Source organism: Chryseosolibacter histidinae, from assembly GCF_018598225.1.
Taxonomy (GTDB): Bacteria; Bacteroidota; Bacteroidia; order Cytophagales; family Cyclobacteriaceae; genus Chryseosolibacter; species Chryseosolibacter histidini.
Map to the genome: position 1 here is coordinate 47,390 of NZ_JAHESF010000014.1, position 14,749 is coordinate 62,138.

Consider the following 14,749-nt stretch of genomic DNA (forward strand, 5'->3'; position numbering starts at 1 on the left):
ATTAGATCTTTGGTGAATTGTGTTCTATTCAGTTCATGGTTCATGGTCTATGGCCCACAGTCCATGGAATCCCCATGCTCAAAAACTATTCTTCAATTCGAAGGCTTTCGTCAGTCTGCGGATCAGCCGGGTAGATTCATCGAAGTCCAGCGTCTGCTGCCCATCGGAAGCTGCCTCTTCCGGCTTCTGGTGTGTTTCGTAAATGATCCCGTCGGCTCCAGCCATCACCGCAGCCAGGGCAACGGGTTCCACAAACTCACGAATACCGATGCCATGCGATGGGTCTGCAATCACAGGCAAGTGTGTTTTTTCTTTCAGGATGGGAATGGCGTTCACATCCATGGTATTTCGGCTCGCCTTTTCGTAGGTGCGGATACCCCGTTCACACAACATCAGTTTTTCATTGCCCGCAGAAAAAACATATTCTGCCGAATACAACAGCTCTTCTATGGTACCGGAAATACCACGTTTGATCATCACCGGCTTGTCTACCTTACCGAGCTCGTCCAGCAAATTGAAGTTCTGTGTATTTCGCGCACCAACCTGGAAGATATCCACATAGTCGTACATGGCTTCGATCTGGCTTACCTGCATCACTTCGCTGATGATCTTGATACCTGCTTCGCGTGCCAGCGTATACCACATTTTTAAACCTTCCACACCCAGCCCCCTAAAGGCATAAGGTGAACTTCGCGGCTTGAATACGCCACCCCGCATGATACGCACATTGTTCTGCCTAAGGTGATCCATCGTAAGCCTGACCTGTTGCTCGTTCTCGATGGAACAGGGGCCTGCCATGATCGACAAACTGCCATTACCGATCACCACACCGTCACCCAGTTCCACCTGTGTTCTTCCCACTTTCCACTTTCTTGACACCAGCTTGTAATCGTCCGATACCCGGTGAATATCAACAATGCCGGGCATATGACCGAGCTGACGGATGTCAAACTCCTTTTTACCGATGCCTACCAGGTACCTGCTCTTGTGTGTGGTCACCTCTGTTGTCTTGTATTCGAGGCTTTTGATCTTTGCCACGATGGCTTCTTTTTCGGAGGCCGTTACTTCGGGTGCAAGCTGTATGATCATCTAGTTTCCTTTTAAATTTTTCACGAACACTTCGATATCTTTCTTCTGATCTTTCGACTCTTTGAGCAGGTTGATGAACGCGCTGCCCACGATCGCTCCCGCTCCATAGGTTGAAGCTTTCGAAAAAGTGGAACGATCCGAGATGCCGAAACCGATGAGGAACGGATTATTCAGCTGCATGCCCTGAAGACGCCGGAAGTAATCCACCTGCTCTGAAGTGAAATCGCCTTTTGCGCCTGTAGTGCTCGACGCAGACACGGCATAGATGAACCCGTCACTCACAGCGTCGATCCGGCGAATACGGTCTTCTGACGTGGTGGGAGAAATAAGAAAAGTGTTACAAAGATTTGCAGCCCGAAACAGGTCTTTGTACTGCTCCTCGTATTCATACAACGGCATGTCTGGAATGATCAAACCATCCACACCGGCAAGCGCGGCATCTTTCACAAATTCTTTCACGCCATACTGCATCACAGGATTCAGGTATCCCATAAGAATGATCGGAACCTTCGCCTGCTTCCGGATCTCCTTTACCTGCTCGATCAGCAATCGCAGGTTCATACCATTGTCAAGGGCTGTTTTATTGCTTTGCTGGATCGTAGGGCCATCTGCCACCGGGTCGGAGAATGGGATGCCTATTTCAATAATATCGGCGCCAGCCTTCTCCAGGTTCAGGGCGATGGGAACAGTGTCGTTCAGGGAGGGGAACCCAGCAGTATAGAAAACTGAAAGGACCTCCCCTTTTTTGCTTCTGAACAAATCGGTAATTCTGTTTTTCATGATCCTGCTTTAGTAATTTCTGTGTTTAATCAAAGAATCTTTAAGGTACGAGATACGAGGTACGAAGTACATAAATACACGTGCGTCAATATTTTCCCCAGCGGATGTAGGTCTCGAGATCCTTGTCTCCTCTGCCTGAGAGGTTGATGATCACCACGTCATCGGCATCAAACTCGAACTGAGACAACACGGCAACGGCATGGGCAGACTCGATTGCCGGGATAATACCTTCAAGCCTGCTCAGCGCTATGCCTGCATTCATCGCCTCGTCGTCCGTAGCGCTCACGAACTTTACGCGCCCTACGTCAAAGAGGTGCGCGTGGATCGGGCCGATACCCGGGTAATCAAGACCGGCGGAGATCGAATATGGCTCTATTACCTGACCATCGTCCGTCTGCATGAGTAAGGTTTTGCTGCCATGCAATACGCCCGGTTTACCCAAGGCGGTGGTCGCTGCGGATTCACCGGAATCGACACCCTTTCCGGCAGCTTCCACGGCTACAAGATTCACATGCTCGTCTTCAAGAAAATGATAAAATGCTCCCGCTGCATTGCTGCCGCCACCAACACAAGCGAATACGTAGTCGGGAAACGGATTTCCCTGCGCTTCTGTGAGCTGTTTTTTGATCTCGTCGCTGATCACGGACTGAAACCGCGCTACCATGTCTGGGTAAGGATGTGGCCCCACCACCGAACCGATGATGTAGTGTGTATCAGTAGGATGATTGATCCAGTGGCGCATAGCCTCGTTGGTGGCATCCTTCAGGGTCATGTTACCGCTTACGGCAGGCACCACCGTCGCCCCCAGAATACGCATACGCTCAACGTTAGGACGCTGACGCTCCATATCCACTTTCCCCATGTACACCACACACTCCATGCCCATCAGAGCACATACCGTGGCCGTGGCAACACCGTGCTGACCGGCGCCGGTTTCCGCGATGATCTTTTGCTTGCCCAGTTGCTTAGCCAGCAGGATCTGCCCAATGGTATTGTTCACCTTGTGCGCCCCGGTATGACAAAGGTCTTCGCGCTTCAGGTATATCTGAGCCTTGTATTTTTCGGATAATCGCTTTGCATAGTACAATGGTGTGGGGCGGCCTACGTAGTCTTTCAGGAGACCATGAAACTCTTTTTGAAATTCCTCGCCCTGGATTATCCGCAGATAATTATTTCTAAGCTCCTCCACATTCGGATACAACATTTCGGGGATATAGGCCCCTCCAAATTTTCCGTAGTAACCTCGCGCGTCGACCGTATAGTTCATAGTTTAAGAATTTAGAATTTAGGAGATAGAATTTAGAACATGAATGATGGTACCGATCTTTTGCGTATCCTTCATTGCAGGGCTTTCTTCCACGCCGCTATTGATATCTATGGCGTGGATGTTCATTCCTTTGAGCGCTTGAATAGCTTCCACATTATCAGGACCTATACCACCGCTGAGAAAAAAGGGCACTTTCTGATTGTATTGTTCCAGCACCTTCCAGTCAAAAGCGGTGGCGTTTCCGCCGTAATATTTTCCTTTTGTATCGAACAGAAAAAAATCTGCTACTTCTTCGTAAGGCCGGGTCTGGTTAAAATCAAAATCGTCGTCTACAGAAAACACCTTGATCACGCCAACACCCTCCTGGCGAAGGGCTTTGCACTGTGCAACGGTCTCACCTCCATGCAGCTGAACATATTTCAACGCATAGCGATCAACTTTTTCCATGATCAGGGATACCGGATCGTTCACAAAAACCCCTACCCTGCTGATCGACGATGGAAGCGCGGGGACCTTGAAATCGTCTCCCACATACCGGGGCGATCTCGGATAAAAAATAAAGCCCATGTACTGCGGATGCAGCGCCGCTACCGCGAGAATATTCTTCTCGTCCCGCATACCACAGATCTTAAGCTTCATCATACGATCTTAAACTTTCTGTTTTTTATTCTCCAGCTTCCGCAGCTCGTCCATAAATATCTTGGCTTCTTCTTCGGGCCTGCTGTGCTTCATAAAGTTCTCACCGATCAGAAAACCTTCGTAGCCGAACTTCTTTAACTCAACGATGGCCGCAGGAGAAGAGATCCCGCTTTCAGATACTGCGGCAACTTCTTTGGGGATGAGTGCCGACAGCCGTTTCGATACTTCGATGCTCACTTCAAAAGTTTTCAGGTTACGGTTATTGACACCGATAAGGTCTGCTCCGGAATCAAGATGCTTTTTTAACTCGTCTTCGTCATGCACCTCCAGCAACACTTCCAGCCCCAGGCTATGAGCAAAGGTTGTCAGCGATTTGGTCACTTTAGGTTCCAGCACAGCGGCAATGAGCAGGATAACATCAGCACCTATGGATTTCGCTTCAATGATCTGGTATTCATCGATGGTGAAATCCTTTCGCAACACAGGGCAAAAGTTATATTTCCGCACCACCTTCAGGTCTTCGTTGCTGCCGCCGAAAAACTTTTTGTCGGTGAGCACAGAAAGCGCGGAAGCACCGGCCTGCATGTAACCGATCGTGGTACGTTCAACAGACGCGTGGGCATTGATCACTCCCTTCGAAGGCGACTTGCGCTTGAACTCGGCGATGATGCCGGTCTTATCTTCACGCCTGACATATTTTTTCAGCGAAACTGTAGGAGAAGAAAAGTAGATGCTCTGCTCCAGCAGCTTCACAGGGTAAAGACTTTTCGCTTCACTTACTTCCTTCTGTTTGTGCGCTATGATCTCGTCCAGGATATTCATGTTGTATATTGGTATCAATTATTGTTCTTCGATCAGCTTCTTAAAAGCGTTCAGTGCTTTGCCTGAGATCAGGGCCTCACGTGCCTTGACAACCGCCGCGCCCAGTCCATCTTTCCTGTTGGCGGCATAAAGCGCCATGGCTGCGTTGGCTGTCACTGCACTGTTCTGCGCTTCGGTTCCTTTACCTTCGAGTACGCTCATAAAGATCTTCGCGGATTCTTCTACCGATTGACCTCCGCGGATATCGTCGTACTTCAGGTTCGGCAAGCCGAAATCCGCGGGCTCGATGATCTTTTCGCCATCGTTGTGAAAGAACTTGACAGGTCCAGTCAGTGAAACCTCATCATACCCGTCGATGGAATGGAGGATGAGAAAATCCTTCGAAGTGTTCTGATACAGATAACCGTATTGTCGTGCCAATTCCAGGCTGAAGACACCAACAAGCTGCCGCTTGGGAAAGGCAGGGTTCACCATGGGGCCTAGCATGTTAAAGAAAGTTTTTACCCCCAGGTCTTTCCGGATCGGCGCCACGTTCTTCATGGCCGGATGGAACAGCGGCGCGTGCATGAAGCAGATGTTGGCTCGGTCGAGGCTGCGCTTCAGGGCGTCGATATCGTTAGTAAACTTATAGCCAAAATGCTCCAGCACATTCGAAGAGCCGCACGCTGACGATACTCCATAGTTGCCGTGCTTGGCTACCGGTTGCCCTGCGGCAGCGACTACAAACGACGAGAGTGTGGAAATGTTAAATGTATTCTTCCCGTCACCGCCAGTGCCGCACACATCCATTACGGGCTGATCGAATTCCGCGCGAACGCAAAGCTCAAGCATAGCATCCCTGAACCCCTGGAGTTCCTCCACGGTGATACTCCTCATCATATAAACAGTCATGAAGGCTGTTGTCTGACTGGGATTATATTTTCCCGACGCAAGGTCTACCAGCACCTGGCGTGCCGTATCCTTGGTCAGTGACTTGTGGTCGATAAGCTCGTTCAATATGGTTTTCATAACTCGTTGTTGCGTTTGCTGATACTTACTACATCCTGATATCTATTTTCGCAGCCAGTTTTCGATCATCCGCGGACCTTCAGGGGTCATGATAGACTCAGGATGAAACTGCACACCTTTAACGTCGTGGCTCAGGTGGCGAAGTCCCATCACGAGCCCCTCGTCGTTCACGGCAGTCACTTTCAGATTGCCGTTGATGCTTTCCGGTACCACAGCCCAGGAGTGATAGTGCGTAGCCTGAAATCTTCCGGATACACCTTTGAACAGGTATTCATCAGCATCTTTGACTTCAACCGTGGAGGTTACGCCGTGCAGCACCTTGGGAATGTTGAACAGCCTGGCACCATAGACCTCTCCTATGCCCTGGTGCCCCAGGCATACGCCCAGGATACTTTTGGAAGGGCCGTATTCGCGAATGACCTGTTTCATGATGCCTGCTTCATCAGGGATACCGGGGCCTGGCGACAAAAGGATCTTGTCATATTTCTTCACCTCCTCCAGCGCGATCTTGTCGTTCCTGTAAATATCCATCGCATAACCCAACGCACGGATGATATGCACGAGATTGTAGGTGAAGGAGTCGTAATTATCGAGAACCAGTATTTTCATTTCAGTTTTGTTTTTTGACTTTCACGTCTGTTTTAAGGTACGAGGTTACGACTAGAGTTTTTCGGCCATGTGTACAGCCTTTCGCAACGCTGTGAGTTTGTTATTCACTTCCTGCAGCTCGCTTTCGGCTTTTGACTTGGCTACAACGCCGGCACCGGCCTGATAGATCAGCCTGTTACCGTGGCTCAGGAAGGTACGGATCATGATCGCATGATTGAAGGAGTTATCGAATCCCAGGAAGCCAATAGCCCCTCCGTAAAAACCACGGTTCACATTCTCGTATTTATCGATCAACGTCATGGCCATGTGTTTGGGAGCGCCTGAAAGTGTACCCGCGGGAAAGGTATCGGCGGCAATGCGGATCACGGATGAATCATCCTTCACTTTTCCGGTGACTTTTGAAACGAGGTGAATCACATGCGAGTAGAACTGGATCTCCTTGAACACCTCCACATTCACGTGCGCAGCGTTCCGGCTCATGTCATTGCGGGCAAGGTCCACCAGCATGACGTGCTCCGCATTCTCTTTTTCATCGGCGGCAAGCTTGTTTGCGAGCTCTGCATCTTCCTGGTCATTACCAGACCTTCTGAACGTACCGGCTATGGGATAGATATTGGCGATGTTCTGATTCACCTGCAGCTGGGCTTCGGGCGAAGACCCAAAAAGCTTGAAGCTGCCATAGTCGAAATAGAACAGGTACGGCGAAGGGTTGATGGAACGAAGCGCCCTGTAAACGTTGAACTCATCGCCCCTGAATCCGCAGGTAAACCTTCGCGACAACACGATCTGAAAAACATCGCCACGAAAACAATGTTCTTTCCCTTTTTCGATGATCCTGAGAAACTCATCGTCAGAGAAATTTGATTCCTCACCATTGGTGAGTGAGAATTTATAGGTAGAGAAGCGATTGCTGAAGATGATCTGCTCGATCCTGGACAGGCCATCGGCTTCATTTTTGAGACCTGCGCCATTCTCGACCTTATGCTCGAACAGGCTCAGCTCATTAGAGAAATGGTCCACCACAATGATGTAGCGATACAGTTTGTAAAGTACGTCGGGGATAAAGGTTTGTCGCGCTGTAATGGACACATCTTCAAAGAACCGGACAGAGTCATAAGCGAAGTAGCCGAATAGTCCGCAGTTCACATATTTTGTCGCAGCGGGTGCAGTGATCTCGAATGAGTTCTTGAAGGCCTCGAGGCTTTCGATCACCTGTCCGGTGCCGGAGATCGTTTGCTGCATAGCCTTGCCGTCGGGAAAACGGGTTTCGATCACATTGTTTTTCACCTCGAATGAAGCGATGGCATCGCAGCAGATGAAGGAAAGGCTGTTCTCATGGCCATGGTAATCTGAACTTTCCAGCAGGATACTTCCGGCAAAAACATCTCTTAGCTTCAGATAGATGTTCACCGGCGTCAGCGTATCGGCCAGTAGCTTTTTCGAGAATGTTGAAATTTTATATTTCATAGTTTGTTTGTTCACCCACCTCACCCGTCTCGCTGCGCTGACACCCTCTCCATTGTATGGAGAGGGAGAGTGGAGACGTTAAAATAAAGAAGGCCTGCTGTGAACAGCAGGCCTTCGGCTTATTGGAAAATCATAACAAGGCTGTTCACAAATCGAATCTCGACTTATGCCACCACCAAGCTATGTTTGTAAATCTCATCATGAATTAAGCTTCCGCTTTTTTCTTAATTGTTCTTTTTTGTTTTGTAGCACCGTCAGCAGGCGCTGCAGTTTTCTTTGAGGCAGTTCTTTTAAGTTTAGCCTTGATAGCCTTACGGTTTCTTGCATTGCCGTAAGAGCCTTTGGTTATTTTTCCTTTTTTGGATTTTTTGTCTCCTCTTCCCATGAATTAATATTTGATGGGGCAATAATAACAAAGTCTTTATTCATTACAAATTTTCTTTCAGAATTTAAGCGACAGGGTATGCTCGAGGTTCCGGCAGATCGCGCGGATCTACGCTGAAAAAATCTGCGAAAATCAGCGTAATCAGCGGGAAATGCATTTTTTTACTTTTCAATTATCCCACCTGTTTTCAAGCTCATTGATCTTCATGATCAGGCGGATCACGGCATGGCGTGCACTGTTTTGCGACGGGTTATGGTATGAGGGATGATCGGACGGAGGATAGAGCGGCAGCTTGATCATCACTGTTTTAGGATACATATCCCGTAGTTTTTCTATGTTCTCCGGATCGCTGAACTGGTCTTCCGAAAAGGCAATGAGCAGCGGTGGCTCCTCCGTTTTATTGTCAAAATTAAGATCGGGGTAAAATCGTGTGAGCTTGTAGCCCAGGTTTTTGATCCGATGTTCGAGATCGTTATTGTACAGTCCTATCAGCCAGGCTGTCTTGTATGATGTAAGCATTCCCTTCTAGGTTTGGGAGGGCAATTCTCTAATACCGTACCAAAACGAATTACGTGATCCATCATGCGTGAAATGGGCGAAATGCCGGCGGCACGATTCCCAATGTGAGAGGAAACTATTAAAAAGGAGCCAGAAGCCAGGAGTCAGAAGTCAGAAGAAGAAGTAAGGAGTAAGAATTAAGGAGTAAGTTGGGTAGCTGGCACCTAACGATCGATAGCGATACATATTGAAACCACGAGAGGTATTTGTCACTTCGTGGCTTATTCAGAATCTTAGTGTCTCGGTGGGACTAAGAGGTAGTATGAAAATCAAAGTGGTAGCCTGAACAAGGCGCAGTCCTTAGGCTGATTTTCCTGGTTGACGAAGCGGAACCACTTTTCGAGGCGGGCTTCTTCCACTAATCCGCTCTTACGCAGTACTTTAATAGAGGCCGTATTTTCAAGGTCGACAAAAGTACCGATTCGGAACAGCGACGGAAAGGTTCGCAGCAACGCCATCATACTTGTACATGCTTCGGTAGCATAACCGTTGCCCCATGCAGAGGGACTCAGAATATAACCAAACTGGATCTTGCCCTGGTCATGCATAACACCGATAGACCCGATCATCTTTTCACTCTCCTTCAACCGGATCGAGAAAGAATAGTCTGTGCCCTCTCTCCAACTATGAACAGCGTACTGCAGAAAGCCCCGCGTATCCTCCAACCGTTGATGCGTTGGCCACGCCATGAACTTTGTAGCCTCAGGTTTGCTGGCGTAGGTATAGAAAATTTCTTCGGCATCTTCGTACCTTAGCCGCCGGAGCCATAACCGTTCGGTCTCAATTTTTTCAGGGAAGTTCAGTAGACCCATGGTCAAAGAAAGCAACAATGCCAAAAGACAGCAATATCGTTCATCAATATTTTAGAAAGGAGCTCGAAGACCTCACCATCCTGGTCCGGGTCAACCCCATCCAGCTGAAAGGTATGGAGATCACACTTTCCAAAGACGGGCAGCCGGAAGTTCGTGAGCTCGAGTTCGATGATGAGATATTCGAAGACCTGAAAGCCGACGGTTTTACAGAGGCCAGTCCGCTGGAATTCAATCTTTATTACTCAGGATTAATGGATTGACAGGATTTACAGGATGACCACCAGGATTTAAGGATTTACAGGATAAACAGGATTATTGAGTTTGCGGCAACATGACAGCGTCTTTGCAATTGACGGTTCAAGTGTTTATAGCCGGTACGGATTAACATTCTGCTCCTATCCTGTATCTGCTAATCCTATTATCCATCCTGTAAATCCAACAAATCCTGGTCTATTACTTGCGTTTGAACTCCAGTGCTGTATCTTTGCCCCCCGGCAAGCCGGCACGACCAGCTCCTGCTGAACTCCCCCAGGACCGGAAGGTAGCAAGGGTAGGCGGTTGTAGCGGTGCGATGTTCGGTTTGCCTTTTTTTATTCCCTTCTTCGGAAAATCTCCTGCAAAAATCTGCCTATAAACAATTTGGGAGAACCTAGTTTGACTATTTTTACCGGGTAAACCACTTAACTGAACATGAAATTTTTCATCGACACTGCAAATCTTAACGAGATCAAGGAAGCTTATGACCTCGGTGTACTGGATGGGGTAACCACCAACCCGTCGCTGATGGCCAAAGAAGGTATCAAGGGCACTGACAATATCAAAGCACACTATAAGGCTATCTGTAATATTGTAGACAACAACGTGAGCGCCGAAGTGATCGCCACCGACTTCGATAACATTATCAAGGAAGGGAAAGAGCTGGCCAAGATCGACGACAAGATCGTAGTGAAAGTGCCGATGATCAAAGACGGTGTGAAAGCCATCAAGAAATTCTCCAGCGAAGGCATCCGTACCAACTGTACACTGGTGTTCTCTCCCGGGCAGGCTATTCTGGCTGCCAAGGCTGGCGCGAGCTACGTATCGCCTTTCATCGGACGCCTGGACGATATCGCTCACGACGGCATGGACCTGATCGCACAGCTGCGTCAGATCTATGACAACTACGCGTTCGATACCGAGATCCTAGCTGCCTCGGTACGCCACACGATCCACCTGATCCAGTGCGCTGAGATCGGAGCCGACATTGTTACCTGTCCGCTGAACGTGATCACAGGTCTGCTGAAACATCCCCTGACCGACGCGGGACTGGAGAAATTCCTTGCCGACCACAAGAAGGTGAACGGTTAATGTGATCCTTAACGACCGACTATGTTCTCATCCGATCCTGTAGTTCAGGTAAACGACGCCAGCATCTTTCATGATCATCATACGGTGCTGAGCAATATCAATTTCGAGATCGAAAAAGGTGAATTCGTTTATCTCGTTGGGCGAACAGGATCCGGAAAATCATCGCTGCTAAAAACCTTATATGCGGATCTTTCACTACGCCTGGGCGATGTTCAGATCGCCGGGCATAAGATCCGTGGTATCAAAGCCGCCGACGTTCCGATGCTCAGGAGGAAGCTCGGCATCATCTTCCAGGATTTTCAGCTTTTCAACGACCGCACCGTGGGTGACAACCTGCTGTTTGTCATGAAAGCTACCGGCTGGAAAGACAGCGCCAAGATGAAGGCCCGGCTCTCGGAAGTGTTGATGCAAGTGGGGTTGGGTTCCGTTGAAAAGAAAATGCCACATCAGCTGTCGGGCGGCGAGCAGCAGCGTGTGGTGATCGCACGGGCGCTGGTGAATGAACCTCAGATCCTGCTGGCAGACGAGCCCACGGGAAACCTGGACCCTGAAGTCTCCAACGGCATCATGCGCATCTTCCAGCAGATCAATAAAAGTGGAACCGCCGTCCTGATGGCCACGCACAGCTACGGACTGATCAAAAGATTTCCTGCACGAATACTGAAATGTGAAGAAGGCCAGGTATTGGATTCAGCGAAGGAGAATTTTGAGCTAACACACGATTATTGATAACCAATCACGTATTCGCTTTCGGTTTCTCTTCTTTAGGTTTGTCTTCCAGCTCGAGCTTGTGAATGTGTTGATTAAGCAGGTCTATCTGTACCAGTAAGTTCAGCACCAGGGCATCTTTCACTTTCTGGCTCGGGCGGTTCTTCATTTCTTCTTTCAGCACCATGTACATGGCTTCGAGTTGCTGAAAATCGTGTGTGAAACCATTCAGACCTTCGCTGCGCTGGAATTCTCCGATCAGCTCTACTTTTTCAGAGATCTGTTGTACGTAGAATGCCTCAACGTCGCTGAATTCTTTTAGCGCAATATCGTTTTGCTTTATTGTTTGTGTTTTGGGGATCAGCAGATAGGCAGACAGGGCCATGAAGACAACGGCGGCAGCTCTCCACAACGTCACAGAATTCCATAACGATCTGCTCTTCGTAAATGACAGGGAGCTTTCAATGTTGTTCCATACTTTTCCTGAAGGCTCTTTATCGTCAAAGGCCTCCCTGTTCTGACGTACAAACTCTTCCAGCCGATCTTCTCTCATACGTTTATGGTCGTTAGTATTTCCTTCAACTTGTTCTTGGCCCTGTTCAGCTGCGACTTCGAAGTAGATTCGCTGATGTGCATGATCTCGGCGATCTCCTGGTGATCGTAGCCTTCCAGCAAATATAACGAGAGCACTGCTCTGTATCCATCAGGCAACTGGCCGATAGCCTTTCTCACCCGATCAACGGTCAACTCTTCCTTATACTCCACCGGTGCTTCTTCCTCGGCAACATCCCATTGCTCGTTGTCGGGCATGGTTTCGTGCCTTCTCTTCTTCAGGATATTGATCGCCTTGTTCACCACGATCCGTTTCAGCCATGCACCGAAGGCCGCATCGCCGCGATAGTTTTCGAGGTTCCGGAAGGCGCTGATGAACGCCTCCTGTAAAGCATCTTCGGCGTCTTCTTCTCTGCCGGTGATGCGGTAGCCGACATTGAACATGGCTTTCTTGTAAAGCTTATAAAGCCTGAAATGCGCGTCACGGTCACCCGCTTTGCACCTGGTGATCAATTCCTCATGAATGTTCAGCAACTGTCGCTCCAAAAAAATCGCGGAATTCGTTATAAATGACAAGATAAGCATTAAAAGGTTGCGCTGGGATGCTTCAATCATCAGGGGGCACATGTAAACAACTGGTAATCAGTTGAATAATTTTCAAAAACAATGGATTTACAAAGCACCATGCTCACGACTTACGCACACAGCACGCTAACCCGAGATCCTTCGCTCCCGCAGGCCTCCACACCTGCATCGCTCAGGATACCGGTTTCAGCGTGAAGAGCGCGCTTTTCAAAGCCCTTGCCTGAACTGTATTTAAGGGTGGACCTGAATTCAGTCCGTTTGTACGGGCTCTAGTCCTTTCTCTTTAGCGATCCTCATCAACAGGGCAAGGGCTTCCTCACGGTCGTTACGGATCTCCCCTTCCAGAATTGCTTCCTTGATCCGCTCCTTGAGATCGCCGATGATGCGGCTGGGCGGAAGGTTGAACATTTTGATGATCTCATCGCCTGTCACCGGCGGCTGGAAATTACGGATGTGATCCTTCTCCTCCACTTCCTTCATCTTCTGCTCCACCAGGTCAAAGTTCTTCAGGAACTTATCTACCTTCTGCAGGTTCTTCGACGTGATGTCTGCGCGGCAAAGCTTCATCAATGCATCGATGGCATCGCCGGCATCGAAAAGTAATCTGCGGATAGCCGAATCGGTAACTTCTTTGGCCAGCGGTATCGGGCGAAGGTGAAGCCGCACCAGTGTTTGCACAAATGTCATACGTTCATCCATCGGCAACTTCAGCTTCCTGAAAATGCCGGGGGTCATACGCGCGCCCTTCTCTTCATGCCCGTGAAAAGTCCAGCCGTGCACTTTATCGTACCGCTTCGTGGCAGGTTTGGCGATATCGTGAAGGATGGCAGCCCACCGCAACCAGAGATCATCAGAGACTTTCGATACATTATCGAGCACCTGCAGGGTGTGAAAGAAATTATCCTTATGCGCATTGTTGCCGATGTACTCGACGCCATGCAATGCCACCATCTCGGGAAAGAACTCCTTCAGCAGCTTGCTGTGGAAAAGCAGCTTGAACCCATACGACGGCACGGGACTCATGATGATCTTGTTGAGCTCGTCGGTAATGCGCTCCTGCGATACGATCTTGAGCCGGGGTGCCTGCTCCATGAGCGAGCTGAAGGTATCTGCCTCGATATCAAAATTGAGCTGCGAGGCGAAGCGCACAGCCCTCATCATACGCAACGGATCGTCGGAGAACGTGATGGCGGGATCCAGCGGCGTGCGGATGATCTTTCGCTTCATATCGCCGATGCCATCAAAGGGGTCGATCAGCTCGCCGTAGGTCTTCTGGTTCACGCTGATGGCCAGGGCGTTGATGGTGAAGTCCCTGCGTTTCTGATCGTCTTCCAGGGTGCCGTCTTCAACGATAGGTTTTCTGGAATCGCTGCGATAAGACTCTTTGCGGGCCCCGACAAACTCCAGCTCCATGTCGTCGAACCTGATCTGCGCCGTTCCAAAATTCTTAAATACGGCCACGTTAACGGAAGGCCCCAGCTCGGCTGCCACTGCTTCGGCCAGCGCTATGCCACTGCCCACGGCCACAAAATCGATGTCTTTCGATGGTCGCTTGAGCAGTATATCGCGTACATACCCTCCTACCACATAGGCCTCAAGTCCAAGTTTGTCTGCTGCTGTTCCTACGGTCTTAAATATGCTGTACCCGTCAAGCGAAGAAGCTAAGTTCATTGCTCAAAGGTAGAAAAATCAAGAGAAGAGTCCACAGACGACGGTCCACGGTCCACGGCATCCGCTCTTCGAAGACGTCATCCAGAGCGGTGGCGGGCGCCGTGGGTAGTGCGAGCGAAGGATCCCCGGAAAACCTACTGCGTACCTAATTCGGAGCACATGTCTCGAAGCGCACGTCATCTTAATGGGATTCTTCGCTCCCCTCAACCAGCCCTTACTCCTCGCTCCCAATGACGTGCCATCAGGAGGCTCCTATGGAGCCCAATATGAACCAACCATTCCATTCTTAAACAGGGAGCTCCATCCGGAGCTAAATGCATTTCACTCCGATAGGAGTGCCCTGTCTATAGAATAGATCAATTGCCCAATCGGCTCCATAGGAGCCTCCTGAAATTCGTAATTTGAAATGCCAGCGTAAAAGGAACGCGCGCGTCATTCTTATCATCGCTA

17 protein-coding genes and 1 other RNA gene are annotated in these 14,749 nt (G+C 49.4%); 4 read left to right on the forward strand and 14 right to left on the reverse strand.

Annotated elements, in window-relative coordinates; all coding sequences use genetic code 11:
- Positions 1 to 78: 78 nt before the first annotated feature.
- The 11 genes from KK083_RS15455 to KK083_RS15505 form a co-directional block, all read right to left on the reverse strand.
- The gene (locus KK083_RS15455) at positions 79 to 1,089 is read right to left on the reverse strand and encodes a bifunctional 3-deoxy-7-phosphoheptulonate synthase/chorismate mutase (RefSeq protein WP_254164299.1); all 1,011 of its coding nucleotides are present in this window, start codon (positions 1,087 to 1,089) and stop codon (positions 79 to 81) included.
- Positions 1,090 to 1,869: a tryptophan synthase subunit alpha gene (gene trpA, locus KK083_RS15460; RefSeq protein ID WP_254164300.1), complete on the reverse strand. Its 780-nt coding sequence runs from the start codon at positions 1,867 to 1,869 to the stop codon at positions 1,090 to 1,092.
- An 85-nt stretch (positions 1,870 to 1,954) separates the two neighbouring features.
- Positions 1,955 to 3,136: a tryptophan synthase subunit beta gene (gene trpB / locus KK083_RS15465; protein WP_254164301.1), complete on the reverse strand. Its 1,182-nt coding sequence runs from the start codon at positions 3,134 to 3,136 to the stop codon at positions 1,955 to 1,957.
- A gap of 18 nt (positions 3,137 to 3,154) precedes the next feature.
- Complete coding sequence (locus tag KK083_RS15470; RefSeq protein ID WP_254164302.1) at positions 3,155 to 3,778, reverse strand: phosphoribosylanthranilate isomerase; 624 nt, start codon at positions 3,776 to 3,778, stop codon at positions 3,155 to 3,157.
- A 6-nt stretch (positions 3,779 to 3,784) separates the two neighbouring features.
- Complete coding sequence (gene trpC, locus KK083_RS15475) at positions 3,785 to 4,597, reverse strand: indole-3-glycerol phosphate synthase TrpC (protein ID WP_254164303.1); 813 nt, start codon at positions 4,595 to 4,597, stop codon at positions 3,785 to 3,787.
- 18 nt (positions 4,598 to 4,615) lie between these two features.
- Entirely contained in the window at positions 4,616 to 5,605 is a 990-nt protein-coding gene (trpD, locus tag KK083_RS15480) for an anthranilate phosphoribosyltransferase (RefSeq protein ID WP_254164304.1), read from the reverse strand.
- A 42-nt stretch (positions 5,606 to 5,647) separates the two neighbouring features.
- Positions 5,648 to 6,214 carry an anthranilate synthase component II gene (locus tag KK083_RS15485; protein ID WP_254164306.1) on the reverse strand — a complete coding sequence of 189 codons (567 nt, stop codon included), beginning with the start codon at positions 6,212 to 6,214 and terminating at the stop codon, positions 5,648 to 5,650.
- 51 nt (positions 6,215 to 6,265) lie between these two features.
- Positions 6,266 to 7,681: an anthranilate synthase component I family protein gene (locus KK083_RS15490; RefSeq protein WP_254164308.1), complete on the reverse strand. Its 1,416-nt coding sequence runs from the start codon at positions 7,679 to 7,681 to the stop codon at positions 6,266 to 6,268.
- Positions 7,682 to 7,886: 205 nt separating this feature from the next.
- Positions 7,887 to 8,066, reverse strand: a complete 180-nt coding sequence (locus KK083_RS15495; RefSeq protein WP_254164310.1) for a 30S ribosomal protein THX — start codon at positions 8,064 to 8,066, stop codon at positions 7,887 to 7,889.
- Positions 8,067 to 8,234: 168 nt separating this feature from the next.
- Positions 8,235 to 8,585, reverse strand: coding sequence for a hypothetical protein (locus KK083_RS15500; RefSeq protein ID WP_254164312.1), 351 nt, complete (start codon positions 8,583 to 8,585; stop codon positions 8,235 to 8,237).
- A gap of 308 nt (positions 8,586 to 8,893) precedes the next feature.
- Positions 8,894 to 9,436, reverse strand: a complete 543-nt coding sequence (locus KK083_RS15505; protein ID WP_254164314.1) for a GNAT family N-acetyltransferase — start codon at positions 9,434 to 9,436, stop codon at positions 8,894 to 8,896.
- Positions 9,437 to 9,453: 17 nt separating this feature from the next.
- Here KK083_RS15505 and KK083_RS15510 point away from each other — a divergent pair, with 17 nt between their 5' ends.
- From KK083_RS15510 to KK083_RS15525, 4 genes are all read left to right on the forward strand, one after another.
- A complete protein-coding gene (locus KK083_RS15510) occupies positions 9,454 to 9,696 on the forward strand; it encodes a hypothetical protein (protein ID WP_254164316.1) in 243 nt (80 codons plus the stop codon).
- A 233-nt stretch (positions 9,697 to 9,929) separates the two neighbouring features.
- An RNA gene (gene ffs / locus KK083_RS15515) (signal recognition particle sRNA small type) lies at positions 9,930 to 10,024 on the forward strand.
- A 102-nt stretch (positions 10,025 to 10,126) separates the two neighbouring features.
- The gene (gene fsa / locus KK083_RS15520) at positions 10,127 to 10,783 is read left to right on the forward strand and encodes a fructose-6-phosphate aldolase (protein WP_254164318.1); all 657 of its coding nucleotides are present in this window, start codon (positions 10,127 to 10,129) and stop codon (positions 10,781 to 10,783) included.
- 21 nt (positions 10,784 to 10,804) lie between these two features.
- Complete coding sequence (locus KK083_RS15525) at positions 10,805 to 11,512, forward strand: cell division ATP-binding protein FtsE (protein ID WP_254164320.1); 708 nt, start codon at positions 10,805 to 10,807, stop codon at positions 11,510 to 11,512.
- Positions 11,513 to 11,519: 7 nt separating this feature from the next.
- Here the strand turns inward: KK083_RS15525 and KK083_RS15530 are convergent, their stop codons facing one another.
- From KK083_RS15530 to KK083_RS15540, 3 genes are all read right to left on the reverse strand, one after another.
- Entirely contained in the window at positions 11,520 to 12,044 is a 525-nt protein-coding gene (locus tag KK083_RS15530; protein WP_254164322.1) for a hypothetical protein, read from the reverse strand.
- A complete protein-coding gene (locus KK083_RS15535) occupies positions 12,041 to 12,589 on the reverse strand; it encodes an RNA polymerase sigma factor (RefSeq protein WP_254164324.1) in 549 nt (182 codons plus the stop codon). Before KK083_RS15535 ends, KK083_RS15530 begins: the two co-directional genes overlap by 4 nt.
- A 288-nt stretch (positions 12,590 to 12,877) precedes the next feature.
- Positions 12,878 to 14,299 (reverse strand): CCA tRNA nucleotidyltransferase, encoded by a 1,422-nt coding sequence (locus KK083_RS15540; RefSeq protein WP_254164326.1) that lies wholly within the window; start codon positions 14,297 to 14,299, stop codon positions 12,878 to 12,880.
- Positions 14,300 to 14,749: the final 450 nt, after the last annotated feature.